Origin of the sequence: Marinobacter sp. (assembly GCF_040882185.1) — a bacterium.
In the GTDB taxonomy this organism is placed as follows: domain Bacteria; phylum Pseudomonadota; class Gammaproteobacteria; order Pseudomonadales; family Oleiphilaceae; genus Marinobacter.
Genome location: NZ_JBBEBW010000014.1, coordinates 13642 through 30458, shown reverse-complemented (window position 1 = coordinate 30458; position 16817 = coordinate 13642). Strand labels below are relative to the sequence as shown.

Annotated in this window: 13 protein-coding genes; 6 read left to right on the top strand and 7 right to left on the bottom strand. The window is 55.3% G+C overall.

The window, feature by feature from the left end; genetic code table 11:
* Positions 1-57: 57 nt before the first annotated feature.
* The 4 genes from WEB64_RS08645 to WEB64_RS08630 all read left to right on the top strand — a co-directional run bounded on the left by WEB64_RS08645 (position 58) and on the right by WEB64_RS08630 (position 6570).
* Positions 58-1260, top strand: coding sequence for an efflux RND transporter periplasmic adaptor subunit (locus tag WEB64_RS08645; RefSeq protein WP_368060340.1), 1203 nt, complete (start codon positions 58-60; stop codon positions 1258-1260).
* Complete coding sequence (locus WEB64_RS08640; RefSeq protein WP_368060342.1) at positions 1260-4385, top strand: efflux RND transporter permease subunit; 3126 nt, start codon at positions 1260-1262, stop codon at positions 4383-4385. Before WEB64_RS08645 ends, WEB64_RS08640 begins: the two co-directional genes overlap by 1 nt.
* A gap of 92 nt (positions 4386-4477) precedes the next feature.
* A complete protein-coding gene (gene senA, locus WEB64_RS08635; protein WP_368060344.1) occupies positions 4478-5833 on the top strand; it encodes a selenoneine synthase SenA in 1356 nt (451 codons plus the stop codon).
* Positions 5830-6570: a putative 4-mercaptohistidine N1-methyltransferase gene (locus WEB64_RS08630; RefSeq protein WP_368060346.1), complete on the top strand. Its 741-nt coding sequence runs from the start codon at positions 5830-5832 to the stop codon at positions 6568-6570. The genes senA and WEB64_RS08630 overlap by 4 nt, the downstream gene beginning before the upstream one ends.
* Before the next feature lie 92 nt (positions 6571-6662).
* Here WEB64_RS08630 and WEB64_RS08625 read toward each other — a convergent pair whose 3' ends face one another.
* Both WEB64_RS08625 and WEB64_RS08620 read right to left on the bottom strand, forming a co-directional pair.
* Positions 6663-7292 carry a methyltransferase domain-containing protein gene (locus tag WEB64_RS08625; protein WP_368060348.1) on the bottom strand — a complete coding sequence of 210 codons (630 nt, stop codon included), beginning with the start codon at positions 7290-7292 and terminating at the stop codon, positions 6663-6665.
* A 14-nt stretch (positions 7293-7306) separates the two neighbouring features.
* Positions 7307-7585: a hypothetical protein gene (locus WEB64_RS08620; RefSeq protein ID WP_368060350.1), complete on the bottom strand. Its 279-nt coding sequence runs from the start codon at positions 7583-7585 to the stop codon at positions 7307-7309.
* Between the two features lie 272 nt (positions 7586-7857).
* Here WEB64_RS08620 and WEB64_RS08615 point away from each other — a divergent pair, with 272 nt between their 5' ends.
* The gene (locus WEB64_RS08615) at positions 7858-10203 is read left to right on the top strand and encodes a TonB-dependent receptor (protein WP_368060352.1); all 2346 of its coding nucleotides are present in this window, start codon (positions 7858-7860) and stop codon (positions 10201-10203) included.
* A 31-nt stretch (positions 10204-10234) separates the two neighbouring features.
* Positions 10235-10915, top strand: coding sequence for a Fe2+-dependent dioxygenase (locus WEB64_RS08610; protein ID WP_368060354.1), 681 nt, complete (start codon positions 10235-10237; stop codon positions 10913-10915).
* Between the two features lie 18 nt (positions 10916-10933).
* On the opposite strand, the gene purD is transcribed toward WEB64_RS08610, so the two are convergent.
* The 5 genes from purD to WEB64_RS08585 all read right to left on the bottom strand — a co-directional run bounded on the left by purD (position 10934) and on the right by WEB64_RS08585 (position 16768).
* Entirely contained in the window at positions 10934-12220 is a 1287-nt protein-coding gene (gene purD, locus WEB64_RS08605) for a phosphoribosylamine--glycine ligase (RefSeq protein ID WP_368060356.1), read from the bottom strand.
* A gap of 36 nt (positions 12221-12256) precedes the next feature.
* On the bottom strand, positions 12257-13837 hold the full coding sequence (gene purH / locus WEB64_RS08600) for a bifunctional phosphoribosylaminoimidazolecarboxamide formyltransferase/IMP cyclohydrolase (protein WP_368060358.1): 1581 nt from the start codon (positions 13835-13837) through the stop codon (positions 12257-12259).
* A gap of 149 nt (positions 13838-13986) precedes the next feature.
* Positions 13987-14304: a DNA-binding transcriptional regulator Fis gene (fis, locus tag WEB64_RS08595; RefSeq protein WP_368060360.1), complete on the bottom strand. Its 318-nt coding sequence runs from the start codon at positions 14302-14304 to the stop codon at positions 13987-13989.
* Positions 14301-15299 carry a tRNA dihydrouridine synthase DusB gene (gene dusB, locus WEB64_RS08590; protein ID WP_368060362.1) on the bottom strand — a complete coding sequence of 333 codons (999 nt, stop codon included), beginning with the start codon at positions 15297-15299 and terminating at the stop codon, positions 14301-14303. The genes fis and dusB overlap by 4 nt, the downstream gene beginning before the upstream one ends.
* A 179-nt stretch (positions 15300-15478) precedes the next feature.
* Positions 15479-16768 carry a DUF3426 domain-containing protein gene (locus WEB64_RS08585; RefSeq protein ID WP_368060364.1) on the bottom strand — a complete coding sequence of 430 codons (1290 nt, stop codon included), beginning with the start codon at positions 16766-16768 and terminating at the stop codon, positions 15479-15481.
* Between the last annotated feature and the right edge of the window lie 49 nt (positions 16769-16817).

The following is a 16817-nucleotide window of genomic DNA, read 5'->3' as shown; positions in this document are numbered from 1 at the left end:
ATTTCTCAAATTCCAGCCCCTATCGCCCAAGGCGTATCATCTAAGGAGAGTTCCTTCATGCCATCGCATGCTGCCCTGCTGTATTTCCCAAAGCCTGTGCTCAAAACCTTATTATTTTCTTTGATTGTGGTCAGCCTGGCTGCCTGCAGCAGTGATGATAATGAAGCGGTCGGCGCCGGTGGTGGCGCTGATGCTGGAGGACAGCCAACTCCGGGGGTAACGGTAGAAACTGTCGAAACACAGGATGTGGAAGTGAGTCAGGACTACGCTGGTCGCGCACAGGGGGCTAGGGAGGTTGAAGTCCGTTCCAGGATTCAGGGCATTCTCGAAGAGCGTTTGTATAACGAAGGGCAAATTGTGGCGGCGGGTGATTCTCTGTTCCGGATTGATCAGAAGCCTTCCGAGGCTATGGTGGAAAGTGCCCGGGCCCAACAGCGCGTCGCCGAGGCGGAACTGCGTCAGGCGGAGCGGGAATGGAATCGGATTTCGTCTCTGTACGAACGTAATGCAGTGAGTGAACGGGATCGTGATACAGCCCAGTCGGACCGGGAACTGGCAGAGGCCAACCTGTCGGTTACCCAGGCAGCGGTTGCTCAGGCTGAGCTGAATCTGGGGTACACCGACGTGAAGGCGCCGCTTTCCGGCGTCACCAGCCTTGAAGATCTGCCGGAAGGCAGCCTGGTGGAGGTGGGTACATTGCTGACCACCATTATTCAGCAAGACCCTGTCCATGTTCGTTTTGCACTGCCTGAAGACGATGCCAGTATCCAGCGTACGGCTCGCAGGGCCATGACAGGAGACGAAGAAAGCCAGTCTACCAGCGCCATCCTGATTCGTGCAGATGGCGACACCTACGACCAGAAAGGAGAGGTCGACTTTACCGCCAGTACACTTGATTCACGAACAGGAAGCGTGTCGGCCCGGGCGGTGTTCCCGAACAAGGAAAACGAGATTATTCCTGGTCAGTTTGTTCGTGTGCGGGTGACTCTGCAGGATATGGAAGATGTCGTGACCGTACCGGAGGATGTGGTCAGCGAGGGTGCCGAGGGCGCTCAGGTCTTTATTGTCGAGGAAAACAAAGCTGTTGTGCGTCCGGTTGAGCTAGGGCCCGTGGTGGATGGCCGCCAGGTGATCCTGAACGGCCTGAGTGAGGGCGATAATCTGGTAGTGAACGGCCATGTTTCACTGCAGGATGGTGTTGAGGTGGACGTCAGTGACGACGAAGAGGCGTCGGATTCCAGTGAAGAGGAGTCCAACTGATGCTGAGGTTTTTCATAGACAGGCCGATCTTTGCGTCGGTTATTTCCGTCATCATCACATTGGCCGGTGGCATCGCTATCTTTGGTTTGCCAGTCGAGCAGTATCCGGATGTGGTGCCACCACAGGTGCAGATTCAAGGTGCTTATCCGGGTGCCAGCGCAGAGGTGCTGGCCGATTCGGTCCTGGCTCCGCTGGAACAGGAAATCAACGGGGTCGACGACATGATCTATATGGAGTCGAACAGTACCGACTCCGGCACTTTCCGCGTCACGGTCTCGTTTGACATCGGTACCGATGCCGACCAGGCCACCATCAACGTCAATAACCGGGTCCAGCAGGCCCAGGCCCAGTTGCCCCAACAGGTTCGCAATCAGGGCCTGACGGTGGAGGCACGTTCAACCTCCATATTGCAGGTTGTGACACTATCCGCCGCCGATGGCTCCATGAACGAAGTGGAAATCAGCAACTACGCCCTGCTTAACGTACTGGACGAACTGGTGCGGTTGCCAGGCATTGGCGATGCTTCGTTGTTTGGTGCACAGGATTACTCTATGCGGGTGTGGTTACGCCCGGACAAGATGGCCCAGTATGAACTCACGCCTTCGGACGTGCAGGCAGCCCTGGAAGGACAGAACGCCCAGTTTGCAGCAGGCCGTATTGGCGCCCAGCCCGCTCCAAAAGGTCAGGCCTTCACCTACACCGTCACCACGCCAGGCCGTCTGACCACGCCAGCAGAATTTGAAGATGTCATTCTGCGTAGTGATGAACAGGGCGCAAGCTTACGTCTGGGTGATGTGGCCCGGGTGGAATTGGGTTCGCAAAGCTACGATTTCAGCGCCAATTACAACGGCCAGACGGCCGTGCCCATGGGGGTCTATCTGCAGCCAGGCGCAAACGCCCTGGACGCAGCGGAAGAAGTTGAAAACGCGATGGCAGCGATCAGCGGCCGTTTTCCAGAAGGTCTGGAGTACAAGATCCCCTACGATACCAGCCGTTTTATCGATATTTCCATTCAGGAAGTGGTGTCCACTTTTATTATTGCGGTCGTGCTGGTAGTGCTGATTACCTTCCTCTTCTTGCAGCACTTGCGGGCCACCCTGATCCCTCTGGTCGCCATTCCGGTTTCGCTGGTTGGTACCTTCGCGGGGATGCTGGCGTTCGGATTCTCCATCAACCTGCTGACACTGTTCGGGCTGATCCTGGCGATCGGGGTGGTGGTGGACAACGCCATCATTATCATGGAGAACGCCGAGCGTCTGATGAAGGAGGAGCAATACTCCGCACACAAGGCCGCTGTTGAAACGGTAAAGCAGGTGTCCGGTGCGGTTATATCTTCAACCCTGGTGCTGGTGGCCGTGTTTGCCCCGGTGGCGTTCCTCGGTGGTTTGACGGGAGAGCTTTACCGCCAGTTTGCGGTGACCATCGCGGTTTCTGTTGTTATCTCAGGCATCGTAGCGCTGACCCTGACCCCGGCCATGTGCGCCCTTTTGCTCGGTGGCCGGAGTAAAAAGCAGCCAGCGATCTTCCGATGGTTTGATGCCGGTTTCGACAAGCTGACAAACGGCTTCGTGCGTATCGTGGACTGGTTGCTGCATCACGCGCTGGTCGGGGTGTTGCTGTTCGCCGCGATGATTGGTGGCACGCTCTTCATGCTCAACTCCATGGCATCGGGCCTGGTGCCTCAGGAAGACCAGGGGTTTGCACTGGTTGCGGTTTCCTTGCCCCCGGTTTCCTCGCTGGACCGCACGGAAACCGTACGGGACAATCTGACTGAGGATCTGCTTGAAATGGAAGAGGTCAGCGATGTGGTGTCGTTTGCCGGCTTCGACATTCTTTCCAGCGCATTGCGCTCCAACAGCGGGGTGAGCTTCGTTACGCTCGAAGACTGGTCTGAACGTACCGGCCCGGGGCAGGACGCCGCCAGTGTTGCAGGCAAGATCATCGAGTTGGGTACCGGCGTCAAAGAAGCCAATGTTGTCGCCTTTACACCGCCACCGATCCAGGGGCTCTCTACTACCGGTGGTGTCGAAGGTTATATCCAGGCCCGTGGTGGTAAGACCCCCGACGAGATCAAAGAAATGGCGGATAAGCTGACCGCCAAAGCCAATGAACGGCCCGAGTTGCAGAACGTCCGTGTCACCCTGAATACCGGGGTGCCTCGCTACGAAGCCACTGTGGACCGGCAGAAGGCCGAAGCATCAGGTGTGCCGATTGATCAGATTTTCTCCACCATGCAGAGTACTTTCGGTGCCCTGTATGTGAACGATTTCACCCTGGAGGGGCGCAATTGGCAGGTCAATCTGCAGTCGGAAGGTGAGTTCCGCAGTCACCCGGATGATTTGCGCAAGGTCTTTGTGCGTTCCGTATATGACGAGATGATTCCGTTGTCTTCGCTGGTAAAACTTGAGCGCAGCAGTGGCCCGGATATTCTCAACCGCTTCAACGTTTATCCGGCGGCGAAGCTGCTGGCCGATCCGGGGCCGGGTTACACCACCGGTGATGCGCTGCGGGCACTTGAAGAGGTCGGCGCAGAGACTCTGGATCGTGACAGTCTGCTGGGCTGGATTGGTGAAGCCTACCAGTTAAATACCGCAGGCGGCGCCGGTGGCATTGCATTCGGTCTGGGGCTGCTGCTGGTGCTGTTGATTCTGGCGGCTCAGTACGAGCGGCTGGGTCTGCCCCTGGCAGTTGCCACGGCAGTACCCTTTGGTGTTTTTGGAGCAGCCGCCGCCTCGCTATTACGAGGATTTCCGAATGACATTTACTTCCAGGTCGGGCTGCTGGTTCTGATTGGTCTGGCGGCAAAGAACGCAATACTGATCGTCGAGTTTGCTGCCCAGAATCGTCGCGCCGGGATGTCCTCGATTGAGGCCGCAAGCTCCGCTGCCCGGCAACGTTTTCGCGCCATCATGATGACGGCACTGACGTTTATCGTAGGGTCATTACCGCTGGCTTTCAGCAGTGGTGCCGGTGCGGCGAGTCGTCAGGAAATCGGTACGGTGGTGGTCGGCGGTATGATCGCCGCCAGTACTCTGGCGTTATTCTTTGTGCCGCTGTTCTTCCGGCTGATTGAAGATCTGAGTGATTGGCAAAAATCTCGCAGGACACCCTCTGAAAGCGGATAGCGATACCGGTTCTAATCCCCTGTGATAATCTGAGCGTAAGATAATACCTGATCCGTAGATTCAGGTTTGAGGTACTCAGTCAGGGGGTTTAATTGCACACTAACGAACGCGACACACTGCTAAGCGCTTTGGCCATCACCCGTGAGCGTACCCTGGCATTGATTGACACTTTGCCTGAGGATCGGCTAATGGTGCGTTACCATCGGGGTGTTAATCCGCCACTCTGGGAGCTGGGGCACGCAGCCTTCTTTTACGAAGTGTTTGTATTGTCCGCTCTGGACGGATTGCCGAGTATTGACCCGAGCATGGACGACCTTTGGGACTCCTTCCATATTGAACACCGGGATCGCTGGCAACCCGGTCTGTTCCCAGGTTTAGCGCAAACCCGTGACTACTTCCTGCAGGTCTATGACCGGATCAGAGTACGTCTGGAAAGCCTGGCTCTGAGCGCCGATGATGCCTATCTATACCGTTACGCCATTCTGCACCAGCACATGCACATTGAATCCATGGTCTGGTGTCGCCAAACGGTGGGGTACCCGGCGCCGTCAGATGTTGTGGCGGGGCCACCGGACCCGGAGCCGATCTCTCCTGAAGACGCGACGATCCCGGCTGGCACCTACCTGATGGGCATGCCTGCCCGGTCGCCGGACTTTGCGACCACGGATTTCGGCTTTGATAATGAAAAACCGCGGTTTGAAAAGCAGTTGGGTGGCTTTGCAATATCCAGAACCCTGGTATCCAACGCGCAGTTCCTGAAGTTTGTGGAAGACGGCGGTTATGAACGCCCGGAATTCTGGTCTTTTGGCGGTCGTAAATGGTTGGCCACCGAGACTGATGTGGCGTTGGTTCATGGCAATCGTGAACCGGTCACTCGGGTATTGAGACATCCGCTTTACTGGCGCCAGCATCAGGGTCAATGGCAGGAAAAGCTGTTTGATCAGTGGCAACCCTTGCAACCGGACTATCCGGTTAATCACGTGAGCTACTGGGAGGCAGAGGCCTATTGCAACTGGGCCGGGCGCCGCTTACCGACGGAAGCCGAATGGGAAGCCGCGGCGCTGGGAAATCAGCCCGGACAGTCGTTCCGTCGCTTTCCCTGGGGGGATGAGCTGGACCCGAGCCGAGTAGACATGGATGCCCGCCTGATGGCACAGCTTCCAGTTTCTGCTCTGGCGGAAGGTGACAGCCGGTTTGGTTGCAGGCAGATGATAGGTACGGTCTGGGAATGGACTACCGACCAGTTCCTGCCTTATAACGGGTTCTCAGTGGATATGTATCCCTATATGTCCACCCTGCAGTTTGGTGATCACAAGGTCGCTAAAGGGGGTAGTTGTGCCACTTCCTCCATGCTGATCCGGGGTACTTATCGGCAAGCCTATTTACCGCAACGAAATGATGTCTACACGGGCTTTCGCACCTGTGCTCTTAAGGACACTTCACTATGAACCTTTATGAAACTGACGAACTTCTCGGTCAGTATATGGCCTTCCATTACGGCGAAAGCTATTTTGGCATCGGCAATTATCCGGCCCGGTGTGCAGGCATCTGCCAGGAATTAATGGTCGGACGGAATAAGCGTTCTGCCCTGGATCTTGGTTGCGCCGTGGGGCGCAGTACCTTTGAGCTTGCGCGGGTGTTTGACAAGGTGACCGGGCTTGACCTGTCTAACCGATTCATAGAATCAGCCAATCGCCTGAAAACAGAGGGTGAAATGGAGTATTTTCTCAGGGAGCAGGGCGACATTGGCACTCGGATCACTGCCAGACTGGCAGACTTGAATCTCACCAACGCCGCCGAAAAGGTGCAGTTTGCGGTGGCGGACGCCTGCAATCTGGAGTCCGAATATACCGGATATGATCTGGTGTTCGCGGGTAACCTGATCGATCGACTGCAGAACCCCCGGGCCTTTCTGGAGTCACTGCACAGGATTCTGGCGGAGCAGGGCACGCTCGTGATCAGCTCCCCCTATACAGTGCTCGAAGAGTACACCCCGAAAGCCAATTGGATCGGAGGCTTTGAGCGTAGCGGAACGCCGGTGACGATCCTTGATGGCATGAAGGAGGTACTGGCCCCCCATTTTGAGCTGATTCAGGAACCGATGGACGTCCCTTTCGTCATCCGCGAAACCCGACGCAAATTCCAGCACACCATAGCGGAAGTCAGCGCCTGGCGTCGTAAATAGAGACGATCCAGGAGTTAATACGAGGCTCCTTAACCGGTGTTGTCAGATTGGAGTTGAGGGCCACGCTATGGGCAATGAGAGAAGCCTCCCGCTCAGTCTTTTCGTGTGACGCCATCTTTGCGAGTGAAGAATGCCGTTTGGGTGGGCTCACCATGGTCCGGGTGGAAGGCGCCTATGCCGCCGAAGACGACCTCGTAGTCGTTTCGTTGGGCGACACCCCTGGCCCATCGACGGAATTTTTCCCGATCCCATTCAAACTTGTGATCTTCTTCCCGGAATTCACCCGGCGCCAGATCGAACAAAGGGTTGTATTCCCGGTTTGGTGTAGTCATGTAAAGCACCTTGGGTCGATACTGCCCGAAGACCGCAAGTTCGACGCTGGAAAGGGCGTTTGGGTAGACGTGTTCGATGGTTTCAACCATGGCCGCCGCATCAAACCCGATAAGCTTTTCATTTTTCTCCGCATAGGAGCCTCGCACCAATCGAAGCTTTGGGTGCTCACCTACAAGGTGCTCCGACATCATGGTTCTGGCCTGGGACAACGATACACCAGATTCCTCAAGCCCTACGATCTCGTAGAACTGGGGCTCACGCACTAAACGGTAAAGCAGCGAGCCGGAACCGCAGCCCAGGTCGAGCACCTTTTTTGCCCCGGTGGATTTCAGTACCGAAAAAACGTGGTCAAGCCGCTCTTCGTGCAGCGACGTCATCTGCGTCATCATAACGATTTACCGTTTTACGGAGTGGGTTGCTTGGTATACGGCAGACCGTACCGCACCATCAGGCGGGCAAGCTCACCGCTTTTACGCATTGTGTTGATGCCATCGGTGAGATCGAGGGCGTAGTTCTCTGAACTCAGATGGCCTGGCGCAAAGGTGATATACAACGGCTCAATGCTGGCAATGCCTGCTTCTCTGAGTGGCGGCGTCGGGCGCTCCATTTGCTTTAGCTGATGATACAGCACCGTGCGCTCCGCAAGAAATGCATCGATCCTGCCAAGCTTCAGCAGTCCCATAAGACGGGGTAGCAATCGTTGCCCACTCAGGATGGTGAGGCGGTCACGGTCGATACCTATCGCCCCGATATTTCATACCCAGAAAGCCCTAAAGTTAAACTAAAATGCGAATAATTATTGTTTACAAATGGATTGGCATTTATTAATGTGCACTTTCGAAGCATTTATCTCAGCAAGAGTCGAACGCGACGGGGCTCTAACATCCGAACACCAATTGATGTTTTGATTCATCGTTTTCCGCTCTTCAGTTCTTTAGCAAGGAAAATACCTCAATGATACATTCAAAGCGAAAGGCTCTCACCGTAGCCATGGAGTCTATGGTTTCAAGGGCCCGTACGCCCTCATTTGGGCGTAACATGCTGGCGGCAAGTGCCTGTTTGATGGCGGCGGCGAGCTTCAATGCCCAGGCTCAGTCCGGCGAGAGTCAATCGGTTGGCCAGTTGGACACTTTGACGGTCACGGGTTTTCGGGGTGAAACCATTGACAGTGTGAAATATCAACGCAGTCTGCAAGAAACCCCGCGTATCGTCACCGTGCTGCCCAGTGACCTGCTGGAAGAGCAAAACGTGACGGAATTGCGGGATGCGTTACGTAACGTCTCGGGCATCAGCCTGCAGGCGGGCGAAGGTAATCCCCCGGGTGGCGATCAGCTCAAAATTCGCGGTTTTAACGCCCGGGATGACATTAACGTTAATGGCGCCCGTGATTTGGGTAACTACTTCCGTGATCCCTTCTACGTTGAGCAGATCGAGGTGATAAAAGGTCCGAACTCGGCCTTTTCCGGACGTGGTTCCGCTGGCGGCTCGATTAATTTCGTCACCAAAAAGCCAATGCTGGAAGACCGAAATCGGGTGGAAATATCAGTGGGTACGGATGAGCTGTTACGCACCACCGGCGATCTTAACCGTCGTATAGACGACAACAGTGCAGTACGTTTTAACGTGATGACCCATAACCAGGATGTGCCTGGTCGTGACATGGCCCATCAGGAACGTCACGGTTTTTACGGCGCCTACATCTGGGGTCTTCAGGGCGACACGCAAGTTGAGGTCGACTATCTCCACTCAAGGCAGAACAATCTGGAAGATAAAGGCCTGCCTTTTGACAGGGAAGGTTTTACCGGCGATACAACCGAGTTAACCGAAAATAACAACTCTCGTACCCCAGGTGGTCAGCGGGCGGGGGACGGTTATTATACAGGTGAGCTTCCTCCGGGAATTGATTTCAGTAATTTTTATGGCCACAAAGACGATTATCAAGCCATTGATGTTGATCAATTGGGCCTGGCAATTGAGCATCGCTTCAACAATCGCTTGGCATTGCGGAACCAGTTACGTATCAGTCGGGTCGAGAACGACTCTATCACCTCATCGCCTCGTCTGATCGTTCCCGAGGCAGCCTGGGGTAGCGGTGACTGGTCTCAGGTACAGGTGCGTGGGGATCTCAAGCCCCGGGACCAAAAAGATGTGTCCTACTTCAACCAGACGGATCTGATCACCTCGTTCGATACCGGTAGCTTGTCCCATGATCTCGTACTCGGCGTCGAGGTAGGGTATGTCGATATCGAGAACAAGCGTCGTCCCGATGTCAAAGGTCCTGCGACATCGTTGTATGATCCGCAGGTGCGCGTGCGCCCGGCTGCTCCTTATGACGGTACCCGGCATCGGTTGGAATCAGAGCAGTTTGGCGTCTATGCGCTCGACACCATAGCCCTGTCACCAAAATGGGATGTGCATGGCGGTGTGCGCTGGGATCACGTCGAGTCGACGGCCACTGACTATGGCTGGGCTGACCCCATTGGCCCGGAATCGCGCACTGACAAAGAATGGAGCGGTAACCTTGGGCTGGTTTTCAAGCCCACCCAAAATGGTATCGTCTATGCATCGGTTGGTACTGCATTTGATGTGACCGGAACGTTTGACCGTGGTCTGGTGCAATTGGCTGGCGGCGGCAGTGCGTTAGAAGGTAATCGAGAGGATATTATTGACCAAGACGCCTTCGACACTGATCCTGAAAAGACAGTTGCCTATGAGATCGGCACTAAATGGACGGTATCGGATAATCTCCTGGTCAATGCAGCGATCTTTCGCACGGATAAAACCAATGCCCGTACCCCGGCTACTGGTGGTGGGGATCTGTTGGATGTTCTGGATGGCGAGCAGCGTGTGCAAGGTTTTGAAGTGGGAGCTTCAGGTAGCCTGTCCCCGGTCTGGGAGCTCTATACCAGCTACACCTACCTGGATTCGGAAGTGCGTAAGTCCAACAACCCCTGGGAAGAGGGTTCACGTTTGGGTGGCACTCCGGAGCACACCTTCAATGCCTGGACAACCTATGATCTTATGCCTCAGTGGAGCATTGGTGGGGGCATGGAATATGTCGCAGATCAGGTTAATAACGTAAGATCCGAGCCAGGTGCCCGTCGGCGTCAGATTGAGGTGGACAGCTACTCTGTGTTCCATGCTTCGACGACTTATCGTTTCAGCGAGGATCTTCAGGTACGAATGAACGCCTTTAATCTGCTCGACAAGGAGTACATTTCACAGGTAGCTGAAGGCGGGGCTCAGGGTATCCCCGGGCCAGGTCGTCATCTTATCGCCACGTTGCGGTACGATTTTTGATCTTGCTGTAAGCTCATAAAGAGTTAATTGTATGATTGTCAGTTTCGATAACGTTCTGACGTCGGAGGAGCTGGCGGCCATGCGCCGTCAGCTGCTTGATACCGATTGGGAACGTGGTATCAGTGCGGGGCCGCAGGCGAGGCTTGTGAAAAAAAACCTGCAGATTCCTGAAAATTCCGACGTGTTACGGGATTTACGAATCCTCGTAATGCGTGCGCTCAATCGCACCCCCGAGGTGATGAGCGCTATCATGCCGTTCAAAATTATCCCGCCGAATTTTAATCGCTATACCGTTGACGACAGCCACTATGGCAGACATATCGACAGCACAGTGCGTCCGTTGCCGGATGGCAGTTATTTGCGTACCGATGTCTCAGCGACACTGTTTTTGTCCGATCCGGACGAATATGACGGCGGTGAGCTGAAGATTACCGACACCTTCGGTGAACAGACGATAAAACTGCCTGCTGGCAGCCTGGTGGCATACCCATCTGGCTCGCTGCACGAAGTGACTCCGGTAACTCGCGGAGACCGAATGGGCTGCTACATGTTTATGCAAAGCCTGATACGGGATACCGAAAAACGTCGCCTGCTGTACGAAATGGATAACGCCCTGCGCCGTCTCAGGGCAAGACAAGGCGAAGATCAGCCAGAGCTTGTGGAGCTTACCGGCACCTACAATAATCTGGTCCGGTTGTGGTCAGAGTGTTGAAGAAGATACGGGCTTTGCTCAGGCCTGTTCTCTTTTGATCGCCCGATAGGCAATATCGTTGCGGTAGAAGCTGCCGTCCCAGCGGATCTTCTCTGCCAGTTGGTAAGCGCGCTGTTGGGCTTCGGTGACGGTATTACCGAGGGCGGTGGCGCACAGAACACGTCCGCCATTGGTAACCACCTGATCCTCTTCAAGCCGGGTGCCTGCGTGGAACACTTTCTCGCCGGAGATTTCCTGTTCTGGTAGACCGGAAATGACATCTCCTTTGCTGTAGCTGCCAGGGTAACCGCCAGCCGCCAGTACGACCCCCACGGCGGCTCGTTCATCCCAGTCGGAACTGCACTGGTCGAGCTTGCCATCGATGGCGGCTTCACAGAGCTCTACCAGATCGGATTGCATCCGGAGCATGATAGGTTGGGTCTCAGGGTCGCCAAAGCGGCAGTTGAACTCGATGACTTTTGGAGCGCCCTGCGGGTCAATCATCAGCCCGGCATAGAGAAAGCCGGTATAAGTGTGGCCTTCGTTGGCCATGCCTCTGACGGTAGGGTAGATGACTTCATCCATGATGCGTTGGTGAACGTCAGCCGTCACCACCGGTGCAGGAGAGTAAGCGCCCATACCGCCGGTATTGGGGCCGGTATCGTCGTCACCCACGCGCTTGTGATCCTGGGACGTTGCCATGGCAAGTACGTTCGTGCCATCGACCATAACGATAAAGCTGGCTTCCTCGCCTTCAAGAAATTCTTCCACCACCACCCGGCTGCCAGCGTCCCCGAAGGCATTGCCAGCAAGCATGTCACGAATGGCGTCTTCCGCTTCGGCCAGGGTCATCGCTATAATCACGCCTTTGCCCGCGGCCAGGCCATCCGCCTTGACTACTATGGGCGCGCCCTGTTTACGAACATATGCCAGTGCTTCGTCGACATCGGTGAAGTTGCCGTAGTCGGCCGTTGGGATGGCATGGCGTGCGAGGAAATTCTTGGTGAAGGCTTTGGAACCTTCCAGTTGGGCTGCGCCTTTGGAGGGGCCAAATACTCTGAGCCCCCGGCTTTCAAACAGGTCGACTATCCCTTCAACCAGCGGCGCCTCAGGGCCTACAATGGTGAGGCCAACTTTTTGGGAGGTTGCAAAGTCCGCCAATCCGCTCAGGTCCATAACATCAATGGCAACGTTCTCAAGCCCTGGTTCGGTCGCGGTACCGGCGTTACCCGGTGCCACGAAAACTTGATCCGCCTGGGGTGACTGTGCAACTTTCCAGGCCAGTGCGTGTTCACGGCCACCATTACCGATGATCAGAATATTCATGGTGCAGGTTCCTTTGATGTATGAATACCGGATGTATCAGTGCCGGAAATGACGCATGCCAGTGAAGACCATCGCGATGCCGTGTTCGTTGGCGGCATCGATGACTTCCTGGTCCCGCATTGAGCCACCGGGCTGGATGACCGCGGTGATACCTGCTTTAGCAGCGGCATCGATGCCGTCCCGGAACGGGAAGAAAGCATCGGAAGACATCACCGAGCCCTTCACCTCCAGGCCTTCGTCGGCTGCCTTGATGCCTGCAATGCGTGCACTATACACGCGACTCATCTGGCCAGCGCCAATACCAATGGTACGGCCAGAACGGGCGTAAACAATGGCGTTGGATTTAACGTATTTTGCCACTTCCCAGGCAAACAGGAGATCGTTCAGCTCAGTTTCGGTAGGCTGCCGATCAGTCACTACTTTAACGTCTTCCATAGCGACCATACCGAGGTCACGGTCCTGCACCAGCAGTCCGCCAGTAACGCGCTTGTAATCCAGCGATCTGGCACGTTCACCATCAAATTCACCGCAAGCCAGCAGCCGCACGTTCTTTTTAGTGGCGACCAGCTCCGCAGCTTCTGATGCAATACTGGGAGCGATGATTACTTCGACAAATTGGCGGTCAATGATGGCTTTTGCCGTGTCTGCGTCCAGTTCCCGGTTGAAGGCGATAATGCCCCCGAATGCAGAGGTCGGGTCGGTAGCAAAGGCAAGGTCGTAGGCCTGTCGAATGTCACTCCCAATCGCCACACCACAAGGGTTAGCGTGTTTAACGATAACGCAGGCAGGGTCAGCGAACGGCTTGACGCATTCAAGCGCAGCATCGGTATCGGCCACGTTGTTGAATGACAGCGCCTTGCCCTGAATCTGTTTTGCGGTGGCAACACAGGCTTCCTGTGGTTCACGCTCGGCGTAAAAAGCAGCCCGCTGATGCGGGTTTTCGCCATAACGCATGTCTTGCACCTTGATGTACTGGGTGTTGAAGGTGCGAGGAAAGTCGGCATTGTCGTTGTCAGCGGTGCGGCCACCCAGATAGTTGGCAATGGCGCCGTCGTAGGCTGCGGTGTGCTCAAAGGCTTTCACGGCCAGGTCAAACCGGGTCTGGTAGCGCAGTTGACCGTCGTTAGCAGAAAGTTCGGTGGCAATCCGGCTGTAGTCCGAGACATTTACTACGATAGCCACATCGTTATGGTTTTTTGCCGCTGCCCTCACCATGGTGGGGCCGCCAATATCGATATTTTCGATGGCGTTGGCAAGATCGCAGTCCGGGTCTGTTATTGCGGCCTGGAAAGGGTACAGATTGACGACCACCATATCGATAGGTGCGATGTCGTGTTGGGCCATGACCGCATCATCCACCCCGCGTCGCCCAAGAATGCCGCCATGGATCTTCGGGTGCAGGGTTTTGACACGACCGTCCATCATTTCCGGAAAGCCGGTGTAATCACTGACTTCGATTACGGCAATCTGGTTTTCCTTGAGCAGCCTGAAAGTGCCACCGGTGGAGAGCAGTTCGATGCCCTGGCCCGCTAGTTGCCTTGCGAAGTCAACTATGCCGGTTTTATCAGAAACGCTGATCAGTGCACGACGGACGGGGGTATTAGCCTGATTTGCCATGGGTCACATTTTCGCTGGGGAGATTCTGGAGAAGTCACTGGGGCCTTGGTGGCCGAGTCAGGAGCTTGTTCAGAAAGTCCTTGGGTGATTAAGAATAAAGGCCTCGCAGATGATATCCGGGAGGCCCTACACACGTCGGGATGCCAGGATTATAGCAAACCGTATTGCTTAAGTTTTTTGCGCAGCGTGCCACGATTCAGACCAAGCATGGTGGAAGCTTTGGTCTGGTTGTTACGGGTGTACTTCATGACCTGCTCAAGCAGAGGGGCTTCAACTTCGGAGAGGACTAACTGGTAGACCTCTGTGACCGGTGCGCCATCGAGTTGGGCAAAATAGTTTTTCAGGGCCACTTCCACGCTATCCCTGAGGGTAACGGTTTTGCCACTGCTATTTACCGTTTGCAACTGATGAACATCATCACTCGTGGGTTGCGCCATTTTGTCATTTGCCAGTGTCTCAGCGGTCATGCTGCGAATACCTCTCCATTTCGTAAGCCTTTAAAATACCGTTGAATTTCGTCCTGTTGCTCCCCCGCGCGTTCAATGGCGTTGAAGCGTTTTCTGAACTGTTTGTCTTCATCGTGAGACTGGAGATACCAGCCTACATGTTTTCTTGCGATGCGGACGCCCATACGTTCACCGTAAAAATCGTGTAGGGCGAGCAGATGTTCTATCAATATTTGCTCCACCTCATCAAGCGCTGGCGGTGCTAATTCCTGCCCGGTTTTCAGAAAGTGCAGGATCTCCCGGAAAATCCATGGACTGCCTTGGGCAGCGCGGCCAATCAGCAGGCCATCTGCCCCGGTATGGTTAAGCACCCAAGCCGCTTCCTGTGGTGAGGTAACATCGCCATTGGCGAACACCGGAATACCGACTTGCGACTTCACCAGGGCAATGGTGTCGTACTCTGCCTCACCCTTATAGGCATCGGCCCGGGTACGACCGTGAATGGCCAGCGCCTGTATGCCAGCATCTTCAGCCATGCGCGCAATCATTGGCGCATTGCGATGATCACTATCCCAGCCGGTACGCATCTTCAGTGTCACCGGGACGTCAACCGCGGACACCACCGCTATCAGGATGTCGCGCACCAGGCCCTCATCTTTCATCAGCGCGGAGCCAGCTGCCTTGTTGCACACCTTTTTCGCCGGGCAACCCATATTGATGTCGATAATCTGGGCACCATGGGCCGCGTTCACTCGGGCGGCATTGGCCAGCATCTCAGGATCCCCGCCGGCTATCTGCACCGAGCGTGGTTCCGGCTCGCCAGCATGGTCCAGCCGCAAGCGGGATTTTCGGGTATGCCAGAGACTGCTATCTGCGATCACCATTTCCGAGACCGCCAGGCCCGCCCCGAGACGTCGGCATAAAAGGCGAAACGGGCGATCCGTCACTCCGGCCATCGGCGCAACAATCAGCGGGTTTGGGAGCGTATAAGGCCCGATTTTTGCGGTCGGTAGCATGATTCCACGTCTGCGTTACTGGTGAATAAATAACCACCAGAGGACAAGGGCCGACAATGATACCGCTGAGGCCTGAGGGATTAAAGAGGTATATCAGTGAAAAAGTTGATTATTTTTCGATCTTTTTGATTGACTTTTGCGCGAATCGGCCCCGTCATTACGAGCTGGTAAGCTATTACTTACTGCCCGTTAGGGCGAAACGAAATGTTGTAGTTGACGGCATCGCGCCCCGGATCACGGATTGTTATGGCAATTCGCACCGGTGTATTGGGTGGCATTACGGATAAATCCCGGGCATCCCCCGCAAGGTACTCCTCCGGCGTAAACAGGCTTTGAGCCACTACATCCCCGTTCAGGTTTGAAAAGGTCAGGCCGATGGCGGGGAAGGGCTGCTCGAACTCGGCATCGTTGAGGATGACAGCGTCCACAATAAGGGAGTTACGATCTTCCGGTGCAGTTCGAACCACAAGTTTCCGGCTCTGAATCCGGTCAACGGCAACCAGAGGTTTCAGCTCGCAGCCCGCGAGCTCGCAGCCTTTCTCGTAGAACGGTCGCAACTCCGCGATGCTGGCGAGGCGGTCGAACTGGAAGTAGACCATCTGGGAGACCAGGACACCCACCAGGCCAATAATCACCAAAAACCAGATAGTTTTGCCGAGCCAGCCCCGCGAAGGCCGCTGGCGCACCGCGATGGGCTCATGGCCAAGGCCGTAATAAGGATTGCTGGCGGAGTTTGGCTCGGCTTTCAGGTTGTCGGATGAGTCATTGTCATTCGGTTCCGTCCAGTTGGTATCATGTTCCGGAGAGCCATCGGTTTCGGGCGTGTGGTGTGAGATACCTGCCGCTGAGTCTCTGGTTTCTGGCTGGCTATCGCGTGGCTCATGGAGCGAATGTTCAGAAGCTGGCTGCTCAGGTTCAGATTTCACCTCGGGGGCACTGTGCCATTCCGGTTTCGGTACCGGCGGCGGAATATCTGACGAGGCGGGCTCCTGCTCTTCAGTCAGCGGCGGCTCACGATCATTCTGATTCCCCCTGGCGGGCTGGTCGTCATCAAACAGCATCGCTTCGGCCCAGCTTTCGTCAACAGATTGGGCTTCGTCGTTGTCCTCATCCGTATCAAAGCTGACGGGTGCCTTCTCATCAAAAGACCGGAAACTGTCGCTCAGCTCATCGTCTGAGAAGGTGAGGCGAGTGCCCGCATAACTGTCCTCTGTGGCATCTTCGTCGGGGTCGTCCTGAAAAACGAAATCTTCCTCGGAGGACGGACCACCGGAGCCCAATACGTCGGTGCTTGCGTTCTCGTCAGTGACAGGTTCCGGCATATCTTCATGTCGACTTTCAATGGCACTGAACACTTCCATGCAGTTACCGCACCGAACCTTGCCTTTGGCAACGCCCAACTGTTCATTGGTGACGCGAAAACGGGTGTCGCAATGAGGACAGCGAGTCAGCAATGTACCTTGAGTCATCCTTAAATCCTGTTACGAATAGGAACGGCCATGAGTGAGGCAGTTTAGT

Coding starts and splice junctions, on each gene's coding strand:
- purH (WP_368060358.1), bottom strand. CDS start 13,837: ATGGCAAATCAGGCTAATACCCCCGTCCGTCGTGCACTGATCAGCGTT.
- dusB (WP_368060362.1), bottom strand. CDS start 15,299: ATGCTACCGACCGCAAAAATCGGGCCTTATACGCTCCCAAACCCGCTG.
- WEB64_RS08625 (WP_368060348.1), bottom strand. CDS start 7,292: ATGATGACGCAGATGACGTCGCTGCACGAAGAGCGGCTTGACCACGTT.
- WEB64_RS08645 (WP_368060340.1), top strand. CDS start 58: ATGCCATCGCATGCTGCCCTGCTGTATTTCCCAAAGCCTGTGCTCAAA.
- WEB64_RS08610 (WP_368060354.1), top strand. CDS start 10,235: ATGATTGTCAGTTTCGATAACGTTCTGACGTCGGAGGAGCTGGCGGCC.
- WEB64_RS08615 (WP_368060352.1), top strand. CDS start 7,858: ATGATACATTCAAAGCGAAAGGCTCTCACCGTAGCCATGGAGTCTATG.
- WEB64_RS08585 (WP_368060364.1), bottom strand. CDS start 16,768: ATGACTCAAGGTACATTGCTGACTCGCTGTCCTCATTGCGACACCCGT.
- WEB64_RS08640 (WP_368060342.1), top strand. CDS start 1,260: ATGCTGAGGTTTTTCATAGACAGGCCGATCTTTGCGTCGGTTATTTCC.
- fis (WP_368060360.1), bottom strand. CDS start 14,304: ATGACCGCTGAGACACTGGCAAATGACAAAATGGCGCAACCCACGAGT.
- purD (WP_368060356.1), bottom strand. CDS start 12,220: ATGAATATTCTGATCATCGGTAATGGTGGCCGTGAACACGCACTGGCC.
- WEB64_RS08620 (WP_368060350.1), bottom strand. CDS start 7,585: ATGGGACTGCTGAAGCTTGGCAGGATCGATGCATTTCTTGCGGAGCGC.
- WEB64_RS08630 (WP_368060346.1), top strand. CDS start 5,830: ATGAACCTTTATGAAACTGACGAACTTCTCGGTCAGTATATGGCCTTC.